Origin of the sequence: Ureibacillus aquaedulcis, assembly GCF_030418165.1 — a bacterium.
GTDB lineage: Bacteria > Bacillota > Bacilli > Bacillales_A > Planococcaceae > Ureibacillus > Ureibacillus aquaedulcis.
The window spans coordinates 16,303-33,276 of the sequence record NZ_JAUHTQ010000007.1 but is presented as its reverse complement, the minus strand read 5'-3'; the positions used below and the strand labels follow the sequence as shown (position 1 = coordinate 33,276).

At 39.5% G+C, this 16,974-nt stretch carries 17 protein-coding genes and 2 riboswitches; of the genes, 15 read left to right on the top strand and 2 right to left on the bottom strand.

What is annotated here, in order from left to right:
* The first annotated feature begins 1 nt into the window (after position 1).
* The 7 genes from rplQ (at position 2) to rpsI (ending at position 5,232) form a co-directional block, all read left to right on the top strand.
* Complete coding sequence (gene rplQ, locus QYB95_RS10635) at positions 2-382, top strand: 50S ribosomal protein L17 (protein ID WP_301138327.1); 381 nt, start codon at positions 2-4, stop codon at positions 380-382.
* A gap of 520 nt (positions 383-902) precedes the next feature.
* The gene (locus QYB95_RS10630) at positions 903-1,748 is read left to right on the top strand and encodes an energy-coupling factor ABC transporter ATP-binding protein (RefSeq protein WP_301138326.1); all 846 of its coding nucleotides are present in this window, start codon (positions 903-905) and stop codon (positions 1,746-1,748) included.
* Positions 1,724-2,596, top strand: a complete 873-nt coding sequence (locus QYB95_RS10625; protein ID WP_301138325.1) for an energy-coupling factor ABC transporter ATP-binding protein — start codon at positions 1,724-1,726, stop codon at positions 2,594-2,596. The genes QYB95_RS10630 and QYB95_RS10625 overlap by 25 nt, the downstream gene beginning before the upstream one ends.
* On the top strand, positions 2,593-3,390 hold the full coding sequence (locus QYB95_RS10620; protein ID WP_301138324.1) for an energy-coupling factor transporter transmembrane component T family protein: 798 nt from the start codon (positions 2,593-2,595) through the stop codon (positions 3,388-3,390). Before QYB95_RS10625 ends, QYB95_RS10620 begins: the two co-directional genes overlap by 4 nt.
* Positions 3,391-3,414: 24 nt before the next feature.
* Complete coding sequence (gene truA / locus QYB95_RS10615; protein ID WP_301138323.1) at positions 3,415-4,155, top strand: tRNA pseudouridine(38-40) synthase TruA; 741 nt, start codon at positions 3,415-3,417, stop codon at positions 4,153-4,155.
* A gap of 224 nt (positions 4,156-4,379) precedes the next feature.
* Complete coding sequence (rplM, locus tag QYB95_RS10610) at positions 4,380-4,817, top strand: 50S ribosomal protein L13 (RefSeq protein WP_301138322.1); 438 nt, start codon at positions 4,380-4,382, stop codon at positions 4,815-4,817.
* 22 nt (positions 4,818-4,839) lie between these two features.
* Positions 4,840-5,232 (top strand): 30S ribosomal protein S9, encoded by a 393-nt coding sequence (rpsI, locus tag QYB95_RS10605; protein WP_036200707.1) that lies wholly within the window; start codon positions 4,840-4,842, stop codon positions 5,230-5,232.
* A 405-nt stretch (positions 5,233-5,637) separates the two neighbouring features.
* On the opposite strand, the gene QYB95_RS10600 is transcribed toward rpsI, so the two are convergent.
* Entirely contained in the window at positions 5,638-6,867 is a 1,230-nt protein-coding gene (locus QYB95_RS10600) for a helix-turn-helix domain-containing protein (protein ID WP_301138321.1), read from the bottom strand.
* A gap of 540 nt (positions 6,868-7,407) precedes the next feature.
* On the opposite strand from QYB95_RS10600, the gene QYB95_RS10595 reads away from it, so the two are divergent.
* The 7 genes from QYB95_RS10595 to QYB95_RS10565 all read left to right on the top strand — a co-directional run bounded on the left by QYB95_RS10595 (position 7,408) and on the right by QYB95_RS10565 (position 15,176).
* On the top strand, positions 7,408-7,716 hold the full coding sequence (locus tag QYB95_RS10595; RefSeq protein ID WP_301138320.1) for a hypothetical protein: 309 nt from the start codon (positions 7,408-7,410) through the stop codon (positions 7,714-7,716).
* A gap of 80 nt (positions 7,717-7,796) precedes the next feature.
* Positions 7,797-8,204, top strand: coding sequence for a hypothetical protein (locus tag QYB95_RS10590; RefSeq protein WP_301138319.1), 408 nt, complete (start codon positions 7,797-7,799; stop codon positions 8,202-8,204).
* A 473-nt stretch (positions 8,205-8,677) separates the two neighbouring features.
* Positions 8,678-11,395 (top strand): beta-glucosidase, encoded by a 2,718-nt coding sequence (locus tag QYB95_RS10585; protein ID WP_301138318.1) that lies wholly within the window; start codon positions 8,678-8,680, stop codon positions 11,393-11,395.
* A 111-nt stretch (positions 11,396-11,506) separates the two neighbouring features.
* On the top strand, positions 11,507-13,015 hold the full coding sequence (locus QYB95_RS10580) for a glycoside hydrolase family 30 protein (RefSeq protein WP_301138317.1): 1,509 nt from the start codon (positions 11,507-11,509) through the stop codon (positions 13,013-13,015).
* 72 nt (positions 13,016-13,087) lie between these two features.
* Positions 13,088-13,188: riboswitch (TPP riboswitch) on the top strand.
* A 52-nt stretch (positions 13,189-13,240) separates the two neighbouring features.
* Positions 13,241-13,339: riboswitch (TPP riboswitch) on the top strand.
* Positions 13,340-13,461: 122 nt separating this feature from the next.
* Positions 13,462-13,560 (top strand): hydroxyethylthiazole kinase, encoded by a 99-nt coding sequence (locus QYB95_RS10575; RefSeq protein ID WP_301138316.1) that lies wholly within the window; start codon positions 13,462-13,464, stop codon positions 13,558-13,560.
* A complete protein-coding gene (gene thiD / locus QYB95_RS10570; RefSeq protein WP_301138315.1) occupies positions 13,560-14,375 on the top strand; it encodes a bifunctional hydroxymethylpyrimidine kinase/phosphomethylpyrimidine kinase in 816 nt (271 codons plus the stop codon). The genes QYB95_RS10575 and thiD overlap by 1 nt, the downstream gene beginning before the upstream one ends.
* A gap of 39 nt (positions 14,376-14,414) precedes the next feature.
* Positions 14,415-15,176: a 3-oxoacyl-ACP reductase gene (locus QYB95_RS10565; protein ID WP_301138314.1), complete on the top strand. Its 762-nt coding sequence runs from the start codon at positions 14,415-14,417 to the stop codon at positions 15,174-15,176.
* Between the two features lie 273 nt (positions 15,177-15,449).
* Here QYB95_RS10565 and QYB95_RS10560 read toward each other — a convergent pair whose 3' ends face one another.
* Complete coding sequence (locus tag QYB95_RS10560; protein ID WP_301138313.1) at positions 15,450-16,424, bottom strand: S8 family peptidase; 975 nt, start codon at positions 16,422-16,424, stop codon at positions 15,450-15,452.
* A gap of 238 nt (positions 16,425-16,662) precedes the next feature.
* Here QYB95_RS10560 and QYB95_RS10555 point away from each other — a divergent pair, with 238 nt between their 5' ends.
* Complete coding sequence (locus QYB95_RS10555) at positions 16,663-16,923, top strand: alpha/beta-type small acid-soluble spore protein (RefSeq protein WP_301138312.1); 261 nt, start codon at positions 16,663-16,665, stop codon at positions 16,921-16,923.
* The last annotated feature ends 51 nt before the right edge of the window (positions 16,924-16,974 follow it).

Sequence of the window (16,974 nt, the reverse complement as noted above, 5' to 3'; positions counted from 1 at the left end):
CATGGGTTACAGAAAACTTGGTCGTACAAGTTCTCAACGTAAAGCGTTATTACGTGATTTAGCTACTGACTTAATCATTAACGAACGCATCGAAACTACTGAAGCACGTGCGAAAGAATTACGTTCTGTAGTAGATAAAATGATTACTTTAGGTAAGCGTGGAGATTTACATGCTCGTCGTCAAGCGGCTGCATTCATCCGTCGTGAACTAGTTACAACTACTGATGCTGAAGGTAACGAAACAACTTCATTTGCACTTCAAAAGTTATTTAATGATGTTGCACCACGTTATGTTGATCGTCAAGGTGGTTACACTCGTATCCTTAAAGTAGGACCTCGCCGTGGTGACGGTGCACCTGTAGTAGTTATTGAATTAGTGTAATATCTGATTCTTAACAAACAGGTATGAGGGTGCCCGGTTCACCGGTTGAACCCGGACACCCTCTATTTTTTCACTGAGTGATACTCGATTTTATCGGTACTCAGTGAATGAAAACATCGATTTTCGCTAGCGGGAATCGTATTTTTCTAATCATAACAATGATTTATACGACAATAAAATGGCTTGAGCGTTATAATGAGCGAATCACTTGTTGATGGCGTCTCGTCTAGCTCTCCGCACCTCATTCATAAGGAGCACGGAATTGAGCAGCCGTGTTCTTGTTAACAAATGTAGTAGTAAGCGCATTTCGAATGAGGTGCGCGCTTTTTTATTTCCTTAAAAAGATGCAAATGTGCATTTTGAAATTACATATACAAAAATAAAGTACGTTTCGATCAAGTGGTTTTTTATTGATATGCAAACGTACCTTATTTTTATATATGACACCTATACGAAAAGGTAGCATTGCCGTATAAAACAGTGTAATTTAGTTAGTAGAGATAGAGAGGAGCCAAGATCAGTGACCGAGATTTTATCGTTTAATCAGGTAAGTTTTTCTTATACACCAGACAGCCCGGAACACCGAAAAGCTGTTCAGAATGTTTCGTTTTCAATCAACGAAGGTGAATGGATTGCCATAGTGGGACATAACGGTTCTGGAAAATCGACGATGGTCAAGCTAGTAAGCGGATTACTCTTTCCACAAGAAGGAGAAATTCGAGTGATGAGAAATGTTTTAACAGAAGAAAATTTATGGGAAACCCGTTCGAATATCGGTATGGTTTTCCAAAATCCCGATAACCAATTTGTTGGTGCTACGGTACAAGACGATGTAGCATTTGCGTTAGAAAATAGTGGAGTACCTTATAAAGAGATGGTGGAGCGTGTTCATGCATCACTGGCACAAGTGAAGATGGACAAATTTTTAAACCATGAACCTCACCATCTGTCCGGCGGGCAAAAACAGCGTGTCGCAATTGCCGGTGCGCTAGCTATGCGACCGAAGCTTTTGATTTTGGATGAAGCCACATCCATGCTCGATCCCCAAGGACGTGAGGAAGTATTAAAAACGGTTCGTGCCTTACGTGAAGAAACCGGCTTAACCGTTCTCTCGATCACACATGATGTAGAAGAAGCACTATTTGCGGATCGTGTGCTATTCATGAATGATGGGAAAAAATATGCCGAAGGGACCCCTTCCGAAATTTTTGCCCTTGGCGATAAGTTGGTGGAGTTTGGTCTGGAGCTGCCTTTTGCTATGCGGATGACGAAGCTTTTCCAGGAAAACGGTGTATTATTGGCAGGACAACATATGACAGAAGAAGAGTTGGTGAATGATTTATGGGCATCAAACTTCAACAAGTAAGTTACGCGTATTCCATGGGGACTCCCTTTGAGAAATACGCATTATTTGATGTTGATTTAACAATTCCTCATGGGACCTATCAGGCGATTATAGGGCATACAGGATCGGGTAAATCTACGATCCTTCAGCACTTTAATGGTCTTTTAAAGCCATCCAAGGGACAAGTACATATCGGAGATCGAGTAATTGCAGCTGGAAAAAAAGCGAAGGAGCTAAAACCGGTTCGCCAAAAGGTAGGGATTGTTTTTCAGTTTCCCGAACATCAATTGTTCGAAGAGACCGTTTTAAAGGACATCATGTTTGGACCAATGAACTTTGGTGTATCCGAACAAGAAGCTGAACAACGGGCACGCGAGCTAATACACCTAGTAGGCTTACCAGAGGACACACTAAACAAATCACCCTTTGATCTATCAGGAGGGCAAATGCGCCGTGTGGCGATTGCTGGGGTGCTTGCAATGGATCCTGAAGTAATTGTACTAGATGAGCCGACTGCTGGTCTTGATCCACGCGGACAAAAGGAGATTATGGACATGTTTCATGCCCTCCATAAAGAACGCGGCTTAACAACGATTCTTGTAACCCATAGTATGGAAGATGCAGCGCGGTACGCAGACAAAATCGCGATCATGCATGAAGGTCGCTGTGTACTGAACGGAACACCGCTTGAGGTATTCGCCGATGCGGAAACACTCGAGAAATATCGTCTAGAACTCCCGCATATTGTCCGATTCCAAAGAAAGATAGAGAAGCTGATGAATAAGTCGCTATCCAAGATCTGTTTAACCGAAGAGGAGCTTGCAGCAGAAGTTGCACAGGCATTGCGAGAGGGGCGTGATGCACAATGATGGAAAAGATGATATTCGGTCGCTATATTCCCGGTGATTCATTTGTACATCGTCTAGATCCCCGTTCAAAGCTTGTTTTTGTATTTGCCTTTATCTTAGTTGTTTTCTTGGCGAATAATATTGTCACTTATGCTTTTCTATTAGCCTTTACCTTGCTTGTTATCTTAATGTCTCGTATTCGCCTGTACTTTTTAATCAATGGATTAAAGCCGGTGATGATTCTTTTAGTATTTACGTTCTTGATTCATATTTTATTTACTAGAGAAGGGGACATTGTCTTTGAACTTGGGTTCTTTAAAGTGTATGAGGAGGGGCTGAGACAGGGGATTTTCATCTCCATACGATTCTTGGTGCTTGTATTCATGACATCCATCTTGACGTTGACGACTTCACCCATCTCCATTACGGACGGGATTGAAGTTCTGTTAAACCCTTTAAAAAAGGTGAAGATGCCTGTTCATGAATTAGCTTTAATGATGTCCATTGCCCTTCGCTTTATTCCAACACTAATGGATGAAACGGACAAAATCATGAAGGCGCAAATGGCCCGTGGCTCTGATTTAAGTGCAGGGCCGATTAAAGAACGTGTGAAGGCAGTTGTTCCACTTTTAGTACCGCTTTTTGTTAGTGCGTTTAAACGAGCAGAGGATTTAGCAACTGCGATGGAGGTTCGAGGGTATCGCGGTGGAGAAGGCCGTACCCGATATCGCCAGTTGAAGTGGGATTGGCGAGATACTATCAGTTTAGTTGCATTAGTAGTCATGACCGCATTATTAGTGTTCTACCGTAATTAGTTAAGGTAAGTGAGGTGAAGCTCATTGAGACGTTTAAAAGCAACCATCAGCTACGATGGTACTCTCTTTGCCGGGTACCAGGTTCAGCCTGGGGAACGTACTGTGCAGCTTGAAATCGAAAATGTACTAACCAAAATGCATAAAGGGGAAAAGGTCAAAATTACGGCAAGTGGTCGTACGGATGCCCGTGTTCATGCAACAGGACAGGTTATTCATTTTGATACATCGCTTTCAATTCCGGTAGATCGTTATCAAAAAGCCTTGAACGTCCAATTGCCCAGGGATATCCGTGTACTGGCAGTGGAAGAAGTTGCTGCTGACTTTCATGCCAGATATAGCGTATCAGGTAAGCAGTATCGCTATATTTGGAACTGCGAAGAGGTAGAAAGTCCTTTTCGCAGACATTATACCGTTGAAACCAATGGTATGAAGCCCAATATCCAGAACATGCAGGCTGCCGCACGGTATATTATCGGTACCCATGATTTCTCTTGCTTCTGCGCGGCCAATACAAGTGTAGTAGATAAAGTCCGTACTGTTCATTCATTAGACATCTCCTGGCAAGGAGAAGAACTGCATATGGTCATAGAGGGCAATGGCTTTTTATATAACATGGTACGTATTATCGCAGGGACGTTATGGGAAGTTGGCATAGGCAAAAGAGAGGTACAAGACCTAGAGGGAATTGTGGCTTCATTGGATCGTGGAAGAGCGGGCAAAACTGCACCTGCACACGGCCTGTACCTTGAAAAAGTGTTCTATTGAAGCAGTAAACCGTGTCCAAAATCTGGTGCTACACGCACAGCGATGTGTGTGCTAAAATAAATAAGCAACACGTCCAGGTGTGTTGCTTTTTTTCTTGACTTATGAGTAAATATATTATAAGATGACATATGGTATTTTCATTACCACCACAAATAAGCCCCGAAACTTATAAGTGTATACTAATGAAAAATAACGGTAATCGAATCGATTAGGAGGATATATAAATGCGTACAACATTCATGGCTAAAGGTCACGAAGTAGATCGTAAATGGTTAGTAGTTGACGCAGAAGGACAAACGCTTGGACGTTTAGCTTCTGAAGTAGCTGCTATCTTACGCGGTAAACATAAACCAACATTCACACCAAACGTTGACACTGGTGACTTTGTAATTGTCATCAACGCTGACAAAATTCATTTAACAGGTAACAAATTAGAAGGTAAAATCTATTACCGTCACACTCAATTCGCTGGTGGTTTAAAACAACGTACAGCTGGCGAAATGAAAGAAAAATACCCAACACAAATGATCGAATTAGCAGTTAAAGGGATGCTTCCTAAAAACTCTTTAGGACGTAAAATGTTCGGCAAACTTAACGTTTATGCTGGAGCAGAACACCCACATGCAGCACAAAAACCAGAAAGCTATACGCTTCGCGGATAATTAATAAGAGGAGGATACACCCTTGGCACAAGTTCAATATATCGGCACAGGTCGCCGTAAAAGCTCAGTAGCTCGCGTACGTTTAGTACCAGGCGAAGGTAAAATTGTTATCAACAACCGTAGCATCGAAGAGTACTTACCATTCGAAACTTTACACTTAATCATCAACCAACCATTAGAAGCAACTCAAACTAAAGGTAGCTATGATGTATTTGTAAACGTAAACGGTGGTGGATTCACAGGTCAAGCTGGAGCAATCCGTCACGGTATCGCTCGTGCGTTACTATCAGTTGACCCAGATTTCCGTCCAGCACTTAAATCTGCAGGTTTACTAACTCGTGACCCACGTATGAAAGAACGTAAAAAATACGGTCTTAAAGGTGCTCGTCGTGCGCCTCAGTTCTCAAAACGTTAATTTTGGTGCTATATCAGCATTTCAAAGCCCTTCTCCCAAATTTGGGAGAGGGCTTTTTTTGTGCACCCGGAATGTAAAAAAACTACAGGGTGTAAGTCCCGAACCTCTTTAGACAGAAATAGAGATAGCCAGTGATAGGTGGAATCCGAAGGAGCAGGAAGCAAAATACCAGTCCAGGGAATATGATCTTATACTAGCCTAGTTAGACTGGATAAGGCTGTTGAATAAAACAGATGAGGCGGATAGATGAATTGAAAGTATATGGGCTTACCCGGGCAGGACTGACGGAACGTGAAGTACATATCATAAACCTATTTGGTGAACAACTTTTAACGAGTGTGGGTAATATTAAAACCCGACCTTTCATGGAAAAGATCGGCTGGGCTAATTTAATATGAAGAAATGCTAACTCAAGATTTTAAACTCTTGGCTTTGGCTAAACTGTCTTGGCGTCATACCTGTATGTTTTTTGAATATTTTTGTAAAGTAGCTCTGGTCGTTAAAATTAAGTAAAGAACTAATCTCCGAAACAGTGTAAGTGGCATGCAGTAGGAGCTTTTTTGCCTCTTCAATTCGCTGCACCTGAATATATTCACTCACCGGAATACCCATTTCCTTCATGAATGAATGTGACAAATAGCTAGGATTTACTCCAGTATGCTTACCGAGCTTTTCCAAGGTTATCTTTGTATATAAATGCTTAAAAATATAATCCTGGCAGGACAATACCATTTTAGATATAAACTTGTCTTTTTCTCTTCGCTCAAAATCAGCAAAATCAAGAAGTGCATTAATAATGGCATTCTCAACCTCGGAGATTTGTTCCAACTCTTCAATATACTGAATATGGATATCGCTCAATGTATAGGCAGTTTCGTAATATAAACCTCCATCTATTGCTGCACGTGTCCAAAGTGTAACAGCGGAAATAGCAAAATTTTTCCTGCTTCTTAAATAGCTCCGCTTTGATAGATTTCCAATAGACTCCTTGGGTAAAGACATATAGGCCTTTAACGCTTCATCCTTCTTTCCAATCTTAACAAGATAGTACACATTTTTCTCAAGGCTTGGATCATGATGAAAAAAAGTGCTTTCTCGCTGTTTCGAAACTAAGACGTCGAGTTGGGCGTTCGGAGCTACTTTGGACTGATAGCGATATGACTGTTTTAATAATTCATTCACCTCAAGGGTTTTTCCACTAGTAAGATAATAGAGGAGTGTTCCGATATAAGCAAACCTCGTTTTGCTTGCTACCGGTAAGTTCTCGTAATATTGAAACCACTTATCTTGTTGGGTATCTGATACATTGTTATCGATCATGAGGTTTATTTTGGTTTGTTTGTTTAATTGTTCATAGATGGATGGGCCAATTACAATGGTCCCCGAAGATGCTGGCAGGCGAAAAATAATAAAGCACTCTAAAAAATTGGTCATATGTATAACCGGTACCTTTGTTTCTCCATAGGAATAAGTAATTGCACGAAGACAATCTTCAATCCCATCGAATAATGCATTAGATTTAAAGGTTTCAGGCAGCTTGATTGCCACTTCTTCCATATCATTTAAATAGAAAACAGGTATTTCAAATGATTTGAAGAGAAGGTCACAAATATAAGGAATATCTTTGCTGTTCATCTTTTCCTACCCTTCATTCGTTGCTAAGTCTAATTTATAGATTATTGATTATAATAGATAAACAAAGCGAAGGGTTTAAGAAATACAAAATAATATTGAATTGTAATAGTACTGTATTATTTGGGCTCTAATTATCATCAAAACGAAAAAGACTTCATTTATATATAATATTTTTCCGTTGCTTAACAGTAAAATATAATATTTTCCGCTTTTTTTATTTTTGTTTTTTTAATCAAATCTTCAAAAGGCCGATCCAAAAAATACCATATTACTGAGTTGTATTATCTGTGAGAAGTAGGATGGAGATTGGGTTTTTTGGACTGATTTTCAATACCCTTAAAATGCTTTCTGGCAAAATGTTTGCGTTTTCTATCCGTGTTTTTCAAAGCTGCTAAGCACAAAATCATGCTTCATTTCAGTAAGAAAATCTTAATTGACAATTTTTCATTTTTCGCTAAGCTTGTAAATGTTGGTACCTAACAAGTTATTGCTCTACCCGGGGGAGCTTTCATAAAATTAAATAGAGTGAGAGTGGAAAAAATGAAAAAGTTAACGAAAATCTCCAAGGTAGTCCTTGCAGCTTCGATATTAGGTGTTTCTTTTGTACAAAGTGGCCATTTAGCATTTGCGGATTCATCCAAAGGTGTGAATGCCCATAAGGAAAAAATATATTCAGTAGCTGAACAAACTAATTGGGATAAGAGCTCCTTAATGTTTACTAAGCAAAATAGTACACCAGATTATATTTCAGCTACCATAGAGAATGGCGAAGACTCTCGCGATATGGAGGGTACTGTAGCTTATGAAGTTTATTGGGCGCCGACAGGCAACCCCAAAACGGAGAAATAGTTTACAAAGGAGTTGTTGATAAGTTAGCTTCCGGGGAATCGCAACTATTAACATATAAACCAAATAAAGAAGGAAATTATATGTTTAAAGCTTACCAACGTCCCAATCATCCGGGAAAAGGAGTATTATGGAGTGAAACAGTTTCCGTAACAAAAGTGAACGATGATTATACCTACACTGAACCTGAAGCTCCGTACGATGAATTTTTTAACTCTCATATAGATAAAGGAACAGCTACATTTATAGTACCAGAGGGTACGAAACCAGTAGAAATTAGTTTTACAAGCTATAGTAAAATCGGTGACGGAAATCAAATTAGCTTTGATAATAAGACCGATGTCTATCCTCCTGGAACTTATACAGTTCAAGTGGACTTGCCAATCGGGGACTGGCAAACGGATATTTATCTAGGATCTGTCATTGAAAATATAACAGAAGCTGGACACCCATTAGATAAATTCATTGATTCGGATTATGGATTAAACTAAATATCCCATTTTTAGTGGAAAAAACTGAATGGTAAAAAGCGAGAGAATGCATTTTTCTCGCTTTTTTATATTTACTTTCATTTTCTGCCTCTATCAACCATCCCTTTTACCTTATCGGTGCTCCCTTAGCTATGGAGTAAATTACTTTGTTTAAATTATAGGCGAAAATATCAGGAGATTTCTAATTTAATAAAGGAATGACTCAAAACTATATAAATTTCCAATGATACTTTAGACGTGTTTTATAAAATAAACAAATTATTTACTTAGCATTCTCTCCTGAATTTAAATCCTTTTCATTCAAGCTATGACCAAACTTTATAGCTATCAAAGATCATCAATTCATACACGGGACCTTTATACCTGTTCTAGAATTTATGCCAAAAACCTAAAAATAATACCATATCTATTAAATGATGTTGTTGTAACATTTTGAGGTCAACAAGATTAAACTCATCAAAGGAGCTGAAACAATGAATGGTATATTAGGAGAGAAACGGAAACTTGCTGTACTAAGCCTTATTCTTACTTTAGTTCTTAGTATAGTAATTGGTCCAATAAATACATCTGCTGCGGAAAATACATTCCCATGGATGAACAAGGAGCTTTCTGCCAAAGAAAGAGCGAATTTGTTGGTAGATGCAATGACCCTGGAAGATAAAGTGAATTTTATCACCGGTAATGTTAATAATTATTATGGATTTTATAATGAGGGCGTCGAGAAGTACGGCATTCCTGCGTTAACGATGGCAGATGGGCCAGTCGGTGTACGCATCGCAAATCCGGATGTGCAAAATAAACAATCGACAGCAATGCCGGCCGCGATTGGATTGGCAGCAACATGGAGTACAGAAGCTGCCAAAAAGTATGGAGAAGTGCTAGGAAATGAAGCAATCAATACAACGCACAATGTATTGTTGGGACCTGGACTCGATATTGCAAGGAATGCGTTTGGTGCTAGAAACTTTGAGTCATTAGGAGAAGATCCTTACTTGCAAACACAAATAGCCACAAATTACGTGAAAGCTATTCAAAGTAACAATGTATTGGTTACTGCCAAACATTATTTATTAAACAATCAAGAAAAGGACCGTTTTACAGCTGATTCTCAAGCGAGTGAACGGGCGATAAATGAGATTTATGCAAGACCTTATGCAGATCTTATCAAAGATGCTGATTTAGGAAGTGTTATGTGTTCCTTTAACAAAGTAAACGGTGTATCTGCCTGTGATTATGGAGATCTTCTAACGAACTTGTTAAGAGGAAATCTTAATTTTGAAGGCTTTGTAATGAGTGATTATGGTGCAAATGTTAGTACTTCAAAGTCAATTCAAGCTGGTATGGATCTAGAAACACCTGGGGACCCTTATGGATATTGGGGCAAAAAGTTAATAGATGCAGTCCAAAATGGGGAAGTTAGTGAAGAAACAGTAAACCAAAGTGCTTACCGTATTTTATACCAAATGTTTGATAAAGGATTATTTGATAACCCTGCACAAAACAATCCAATCGATGCTAAAGCACATGGGGCAATTGCTCGAGAAATCGCTGCCGAAGCAATGGTTTTACTTCAAAATAACAATAATGTGTTGCCACTGAATACGGAAAAGATAGATTCTATCGCCGTAATCGGACCTGATGCAGACAATGGTTTTACTGCAGGCGGTGGTAGTTCCCTGGTAAACCCTACTTATACAGTAAGTCCGCTTGAAGGGATTAAAAACCGCGCTGGAGATAAGGTGAAGGTAGAGTATACAGCTGGAACAGATCCTATTAGTGCAGGAGATATTCTTCCAGGACCGGATGCTGTACCATCTTCATTTTTACTGCCAACTGCTGATTCTTCAGAACATGGATTGAAAGCAGAATATTGGTCAAATAAAAATATGGAAGGCAATCCTGTCTTCGAACATACAGCAAAGCAGGTTAATTTGAATCTTGGTTTTTATAATTATGAAGGGTTTAATGCCCAGTCACCTAAATTGGATAAGCTTCCTGGTTCTTTAAACGGGATGATGTCAGCAAGATTTACGGGGGTAATTAATGTACCTAAGTCTGGTGAATATACCCTTTCTACTACTAGCTACGGTTCTAGTAAATTATATATTGATGGAAATCTAATTATTGACAATGCTGGTACTAAACTTGGCACTGTAGAAAAAACAGTAACATTAGAAGCCAATAAGAACTACGATGTAAAGATTGAATATAAAACTGATTACATTGCTAATGGTGGCAATGATAATGGCGGCCAAATGCGATTTGGCTGGAAGACTGCGGACGGTGTGGTAGATGAAAACATCGCCAAAGCAGTTGAACTGGCGAAAAAATCAGATGTTGCCGTGATTGTATCAAAAACGTATGACAGCGAAGGGTATGTGGACCGTTTCGATATGGAACTTCCGAATAATCAGGAACAGCTGATTAGTGAAGTTTCAAAAGTGAATAAGAATGTTGTGATTGTCAATGAAAGTGGCACAGCTGTTGAAATGGGAGCTTGGAAGGATGATGTAGCTTCAATCGTACAAGCTTGGTATCCAGGACAAGAACAAGGGAATGCCATTGCTGATGTATTATTTGGTGATGTCAATCCATCAGGTAAATTACCAGTTACTTTCCCGACTGATGAAGATTCAACACCAGTTACATCGGAAGAACAATATCCAGGTATCAACCTAGTGACAAAATATACAGAAGGTATTTTTGTTGGATACCGAGGCTATGAAGAATCTGGCATTAAGCCTGCCTTCTCCTTTGGACATGGCTTATCCTACACTAAATTTGACTATAAAAATGTAAAAACAAAGGTAACTTCCAATAAATCAGGAGAACCGACTATTGAAGTATCCTTAAATCTAAAAAATACAGGTGACGTAACCGGTTCAGAGGTTGTCCAAGTGTATTCCGGGGAACTTCCAACAAATGTGGAGACAGCTCCAAAACAATTGGCTGGCTTCAAGAAAGTTGAATTACAGCCGGGCAAACAACAAAGGATAACAATTCAGCTGGATGCCAAAGCCTTCTCTTATTATGATGAAGAGTCAAATGAATGGGTAATGCCTTCCGGTCAAGTGCCTGTCTATGTAGGAAGTTCATCTTCTGATATTCGATTAAAAACTACTGTCACGGTTTCCAATGAAAACGGTAAGAACTTTAATAAAGGGACGAATGGAAACTCAAGTAAAAAATAATTTTGCAAATGCAGAAGCAAAGAGTAATAATTCGAGATCCAGAAGATAATTAGATCTTTTCCCCACATGAATTTACGTTTCGTGTGGGGAATTTTTTCATGAGGTGGAAAAATGAATATCAACAAAAAGACAACAATTTTACTTGTTCTTGCCTTGCTGCTATCGGTAATTGCTATGATCGGCTTTACCCCAGCACAAAATAGGGCAGATGTTTTTTATGAAAAAGAGGAAGAGATTACACAGTACAGAAAGGCTTCTGTTTGGCTTACAACGGGTGATCAGCAAAACTTACTAACAAGTAAGTCTCCTCTCCTTTTTTCAGATGTGGAAAATAAAACCCTCCAAACCCTTACCATTGATCGGCATACAACCTATCAAACAATGGAGGGTTTTGGAGCAGCTATTACAGGTTCCTCTGCCTATTTAATTCAAAAGAAGTTAGATGAATCGGCCCGGGAGGCTCTGTTAAAAGACATGTTCACAGAAAACGGAATTAATATTGGCTATATTCGCCATACCATTGGCGCTTCCGATTTTTCTGTAGATGAGAATGGGAATCCAAGTAGCTACTCATATAATGATACAAATGGTGAGCTCGATTTGGAACTAAATCACTTTACCATCGAAAAAGACCAAGATGTAATAACTGCCATACAGGCAGCCTTGGAAAAGAAACGAGATCTTAAGATTATTGGCACTCCATGGACAGCCCCAGCCTGGATGAAATATGGAGAGAAAGCATTGAATGGAGGGTACTTGGATTATACGAATGAGGAAATATATCGAGCCTATGCGAATTATTTTGTCCGTTATGTACAAGCATACCAACAAAAAGGGATTCCTGTTGATAGCATTACCATTCAAAATGAGCCCGGTTTTACTTCACCGAGTTATCCATCGATGAGCATGAGTCCGGAGGAACAGGCGAAATTTATTGGACAATATCTAGGCCCAGCTTTTGACTCCAACGGAATTGATACGAAAATCATCTCCTACGATCATAACTGGGAGGGGGCCTTGGATTATACTACGGCTTTGTTCCAAAATGAGGATGCAAAAAAATATACAGATGGTATAGCGTTTCACTGCTATAAAGGCAATCCAGACGCCATGAACCAAGTCCATACAAACTTTCCCGATAAAAATATTTATTTTACCGAATGCAGCAGCGGAGGATGGAGCAAAGATTTTAGGGATAATTTTAGCTGGCAAATGTCCAATCTAATCATTGGCGCCCCTCGGAATTGGGCAAAAAATGTACTGATGTGGAATATCACTCTTGATGAAAATGGCGGTCCTACAAATGGCGGGTGTGAGAACTGCCAGGGAGTTGTAACAATTAATCAAGGAACAGGTGAAGTGAAGAAGAATGCAGAATACTACGCTATTGGACATGCCAGTAAATTTGTTGAATCTGGGGCAGTTCGGATTTTCTCAACTACCTATCCAGGAAGCATTGAAAGCGTCGCTTTTCAAAACCCCGATCAATCTACAGTTTTGATTGCAACCAATCCAAGTGAAAAAGAGCAACAATTCCAATTAAATGATGGAGGAGCTTTTTTAAGTTATACTCTTCCTCCAAAGAGCGCTGTTACTTTTACCTGGGAATCGTTCAAATAACTTCCGTTTAAAAAGGTGATACAAAATAGGTGTAGATTTTTTACATATTTGATGTAATATAGAATTTAATTAAATGTTTTGCAGGGGGACACGATTTGTGTTGAGAAGGCTAAAACCTGACCCTTAGAACCTGATCCGTTAATACGGGCGTAGGGAGCAACGTACAAAATATCTGTGTTTGTATGCTCTCCTTTTGTCAAGGAGGGCTTTTCTTTTGCAAAATTACTTTAATTGCGGGGGGACACATTCGTGTTGAGAAGGTTAAAACCTGACCCTTAGAACCTGACAGTTAAGACTGGCGTAGGGAGCAATCAAGGGTGCAGTCTACCTTTTTTGGCCTCTACTTTCTTTAGTAGAGGCTTTTTTGCTCTCCAATAAAAAGGAGGAAACCATGTTATTCGTAATGAATTTCGAAAATGACAAACTATCCCCGGAGGTAAAGCGATATGCTGGCAATGATTAATCAAGCAAAATCATTAATACACTGTATAGCGAATCATGTTGCATCGAATTTTACAGCCAATAAAATTGGGGAGGGATACTAATGATTGCTTTGACTATAGCTGGTTCGGATTCTGGAGGGGGCGCCGGAATTCAGGCCGATCTCAAAACATTCCAGGAGCTAGGTGTATTTGGCACAACAGCCATTACCTCTCTAACAGCACAAAATACACTTGGCGTACATGGTATTTTTGAGGTAACCACCGAATTTTTAAAACAACAAATTGACGCTGTATTGTCCGACTTTAATGTACAAGCCATTAAGACAGGTATGCTTTTTTCCGCAGAACTCATTGAGGTGATAGCAGGAGTGATGAAAATGCAAAGCATCCCACTTGTTGTGGATCCTGTCATGATTGCGAAAGGCGGTGAAAGTTTGTTGAAGGAAGAAGCGGTAGCAACATTAAAAACAAAACTCCTTCCACTAACAACAATTTGTACACCGAATATTCCTGAAGCAGAGGTCCTTACGGGAATGACAATTCATGATGAACAGGATGTCGAACAAGCAGCGAAGAAAATCCTGGAGTTCGGTGTGAAGTACGTGGTGATGAAGGGTGGCCATTTGCACGGAGAATTTTCAATAGACACGGTCTATTGGAAAGACGGCTATTTCTTCATGAAAACCCCACGTGTGCAAACAAAGGATACGCATGGCACGGGCTGTACATTTTCGGCAGCAATTACGGCTCATTTAGCAAAAGGATTATCGATAGAAGAGGCTATTATTGAAGCCAAGAAATTCATCCATTTAGCTATTTCAACCCCGTTATCCATTGGAAATGGCCATGGTCCGACCAATCATTTTGCGTATAAACGTGCTGGCGGGCAATGTGAGGTAGCTGTTCATGAAGCGTAATGAAAAAACAATGCAGAAACTAAGTGGGGGGAAATAATCATGGACTTACGAGAACAAACTGTGTTAATCACAGGCGCTAGCCGAGGAGTTGGAGAAGAGCTTGCACGGGCTTTTGTAAAAGAAGGGGCAAATGTCATTATTAATTACTATAAGAGTAAAGAGAAAGCGGAAGCCTTGGCGAATGAATTAGGTGATAAAGCGCTCGCTTTACAAGCGGATGTTCGCAATCAACAGGAGGTTTTCCGAATCGTTGAGGAAGCGAAACTATATTTTAAAACACCTGTTACAACGGTTGTTAATAATGCGTTAATTGATTTCGAGTTTAATCCGCTGACACAGAAAAATGCTTTTGAACTTGGCTGGGATGATTTTACTAAACAATTTGAAGGAACAATTCATGGGGCCCTTAATAGTATTCAAGCTTGTTTAGGCGACATGAAGGAGTTCGGCTTTGGTCGAATTATAAATATTGGGACCAATCTATTCCAGAACCCTGTGGTGGCCTACCATGAATATACAACAGCCAAAGCAGCACTGGTAGGCTTTACCCGAAATATGGCAAAGGAGCTAGGTGCTTACGGCATTACGGTAAATATGATGTCCGGTGGGCTTTTAAAACAGACTGATGCAAGTAAGGTCACAACAGAGGAAGTATTCCAGATTATTGAATCCTCTACGCCGCTGCAAAAAGTAACCTCACCCCGAGAGCTGGCAGATGTAGCCCTATTTTTTGCATCGCCTTGGGGAAGAGCCATCACGGGACAAAATCTGGTGGTTGATGGCGGACTTGTAATGGATTAAAGGCAGATATTTATTATACTTTTATGTCTAGAAGAAGCCATATTACTTATTTTTACTTACCAAACGGGGAAAGGCTTTTTTATAAAGGTGCACTTGAAGGTCTTGATCCAACCCATGAGTATGAAATTAAATACACGCCAAATTACAAACAATTGGACATGTGGTACCAGTATATTTAAGGGATGTCCAATATAAATAAATATAATAACTAGAGCACATTCCTAAGAAATGTGCTCTAAGTATGGGTTTATTTAATAGTTGATCTCCGCGTTGCTAAATATGAGCTGCAGTCACAATGTCTTGAATCCTTTCAACTAAGTTAAGTTCGAGGAAACCATTGCCCTCAGAACTTTTACGGTTTCCTAAAGGTAAAGTTCGTTTAATAAGCTGGGCATAAATTTCTACCTCACTAAGAGATCGACCAAACTCTTTTTCACTTAAAATAATAAGTAATGCTATAGCGCCGGCAATGTGAGGAGTAGCCATTGATGTACCGGAAAGAGAAGCGTATTTCTTCCCTGGGTAAGTGGAAACAACCTCTACTCCAGGAGCAACCAAATCGATTTCTTCATTGGTATTCGTAAATGGAGCGAGCTTTAAATTATGATCAACTGCTCCAACTTGAATAACTTCATTGTATTTTCCGGGATAAGAATACTCAAATGTGTCTTCACTATTATCCCCTTCGTTTCCGGCTGCGACAACAACGGAAATATCTTGGCTAACTGCGTTTTGAATAGCTTTATGCATTTCTGGAACATCTACAGGACCGCCAAGTGACATTGAAATGACACGTACTCGTTCCTGCTCGGGTCCACGCCACTCTACTGCATAATTAATGGCATTGATGATCCACTCATAATTTCCGGATCCTTCTCCAGTTAATGCTTTTAAACTCAGGATTTTAGCTTTGGGAGCTACTCCAACAACGCCTTCATTATTTAAACTAGCGGCAACCGTTCCTGATACATGGGTACCATGTCCATTATTATCCTCAAAAATATTTGGATCACCCTCATAATCGGAAGTGAAGTTTTTTCCATCAATAATTTGATCTTGGAGGTCGGGATGATCTGTTTCGATACCAGTATCAATTACTGCAATTACAATGCCTTCACCTTGATTACTATCTTCCCAAATCGAAGGTGCTTGAATTAAATCTACCCCTCTTGGTGTTTCGCTTGTGTTTTCTACAATCGACTCAATAGTGTAAGGAATTAATCTGACTTGTAACGGTTTATCAATCATTTTTCATCCGCTCCTTTTATTAAATTAGGAAGATACCAATAAGTAACTTCTTCCGTGTTTATATAAATTCAACATACAAATTTTGTATTCCTTCTTCTTATCAAATTTCAAGTAAAAATGTATATTATTTCCTATGGGGTAGTAGGAGAATCTTCATTAATAAATTGGGTTCATCAAATGTTTGAACATGTTTAAGCTTCTTTTGGGAAATCATATATACAAAAGGAGGGGAATAATTATGGCAAGAAGAAATAGAAATAAAATATTAGTACCTGAAGCTCGCCAAGGATTGGATCAATTAAAAGCGAAAGTTGCTGGAACAACGGATCCGGAACAAGCCAAATTTGAAATTGCCCAAGAAGTAGGCGTGCCATTAAAAGAGGGCTATAATGGGAAGCTCACTTCTGAAGAAGCGGGGAAAGTCGGAGGAAGACTTGGCGGCAGCATGGTAAAAGAGCTTGTCAGAATGGCGCAAGAGAATTTAAATAAAAGACAATAAATAATGGATCTCTCTCCATATTGGTGGAGAGAGGTTTTTACTATGAACTTG

Excerpts from the sequence above, each read along its gene's own strand:
- QYB95_RS10565 (WP_301138314.1), top strand. The coding sequence starts at position 14,415 with ATGGACTTACGAGAACAAACTGTGTTAATCACAGGCGCTAGCCGAGGA.
- rplM (WP_301138322.1), top strand. The coding sequence starts at position 4,380 with ATGCGTACAACATTCATGGCTAAAGGTCACGAAGTAGATCGTAAATGG.
- thiD (WP_301138315.1), top strand. The coding sequence starts at position 13,560 with ATGATTGCTTTGACTATAGCTGGTTCGGATTCTGGAGGGGGCGCCGGA.
- QYB95_RS10600 (WP_301138321.1), bottom strand. The coding sequence starts at position 6,867 with ATGAACAGCAAAGATATTCCTTATATTTGTGACCTTCTCTTCAAATCA.
- QYB95_RS10585 (WP_301138318.1), top strand. The coding sequence starts at position 8,678 with ATGAATGGTATATTAGGAGAGAAACGGAAACTTGCTGTACTAAGCCTT.
- QYB95_RS10595 (WP_301138320.1), top strand. The coding sequence starts at position 7,408 with ATGAAAAAGTTAACGAAAATCTCCAAGGTAGTCCTTGCAGCTTCGATA.
- QYB95_RS10620 (WP_301138324.1), top strand. The coding sequence starts at position 2,593 with ATGATGGAAAAGATGATATTCGGTCGCTATATTCCCGGTGATTCATTT.
- QYB95_RS10580 (WP_301138317.1), top strand. The coding sequence starts at position 11,507 with ATGAATATCAACAAAAAGACAACAATTTTACTTGTTCTTGCCTTGCTG.
- QYB95_RS10560 (WP_301138313.1), bottom strand. The coding sequence starts at position 16,424 with ATGATTGATAAACCGTTACAAGTCAGATTAATTCCTTACACTATTGAG.
- QYB95_RS10575 (WP_301138316.1), top strand. The coding sequence starts at position 13,462 with ATGCTGGCAATGATTAATCAAGCAAAATCATTAATACACTGTATAGCG.
- QYB95_RS10555 (WP_301138312.1), top strand. The coding sequence starts at position 16,663 with ATGGCAAGAAGAAATAGAAATAAAATATTAGTACCTGAAGCTCGCCAA.
- QYB95_RS10625 (WP_301138325.1), top strand. The coding sequence starts at position 1,724 with ATGGGCATCAAACTTCAACAAGTAAGTTACGCGTATTCCATGGGGACT.
- rplQ (WP_301138327.1), top strand. The coding sequence starts at position 2 with ATGGGTTACAGAAAACTTGGTCGTACAAGTTCTCAACGTAAAGCGTTA.
- QYB95_RS10590 (WP_301138319.1), top strand. The coding sequence starts at position 7,797 with ATGTTTAAAGCTTACCAACGTCCCAATCATCCGGGAAAAGGAGTATTA.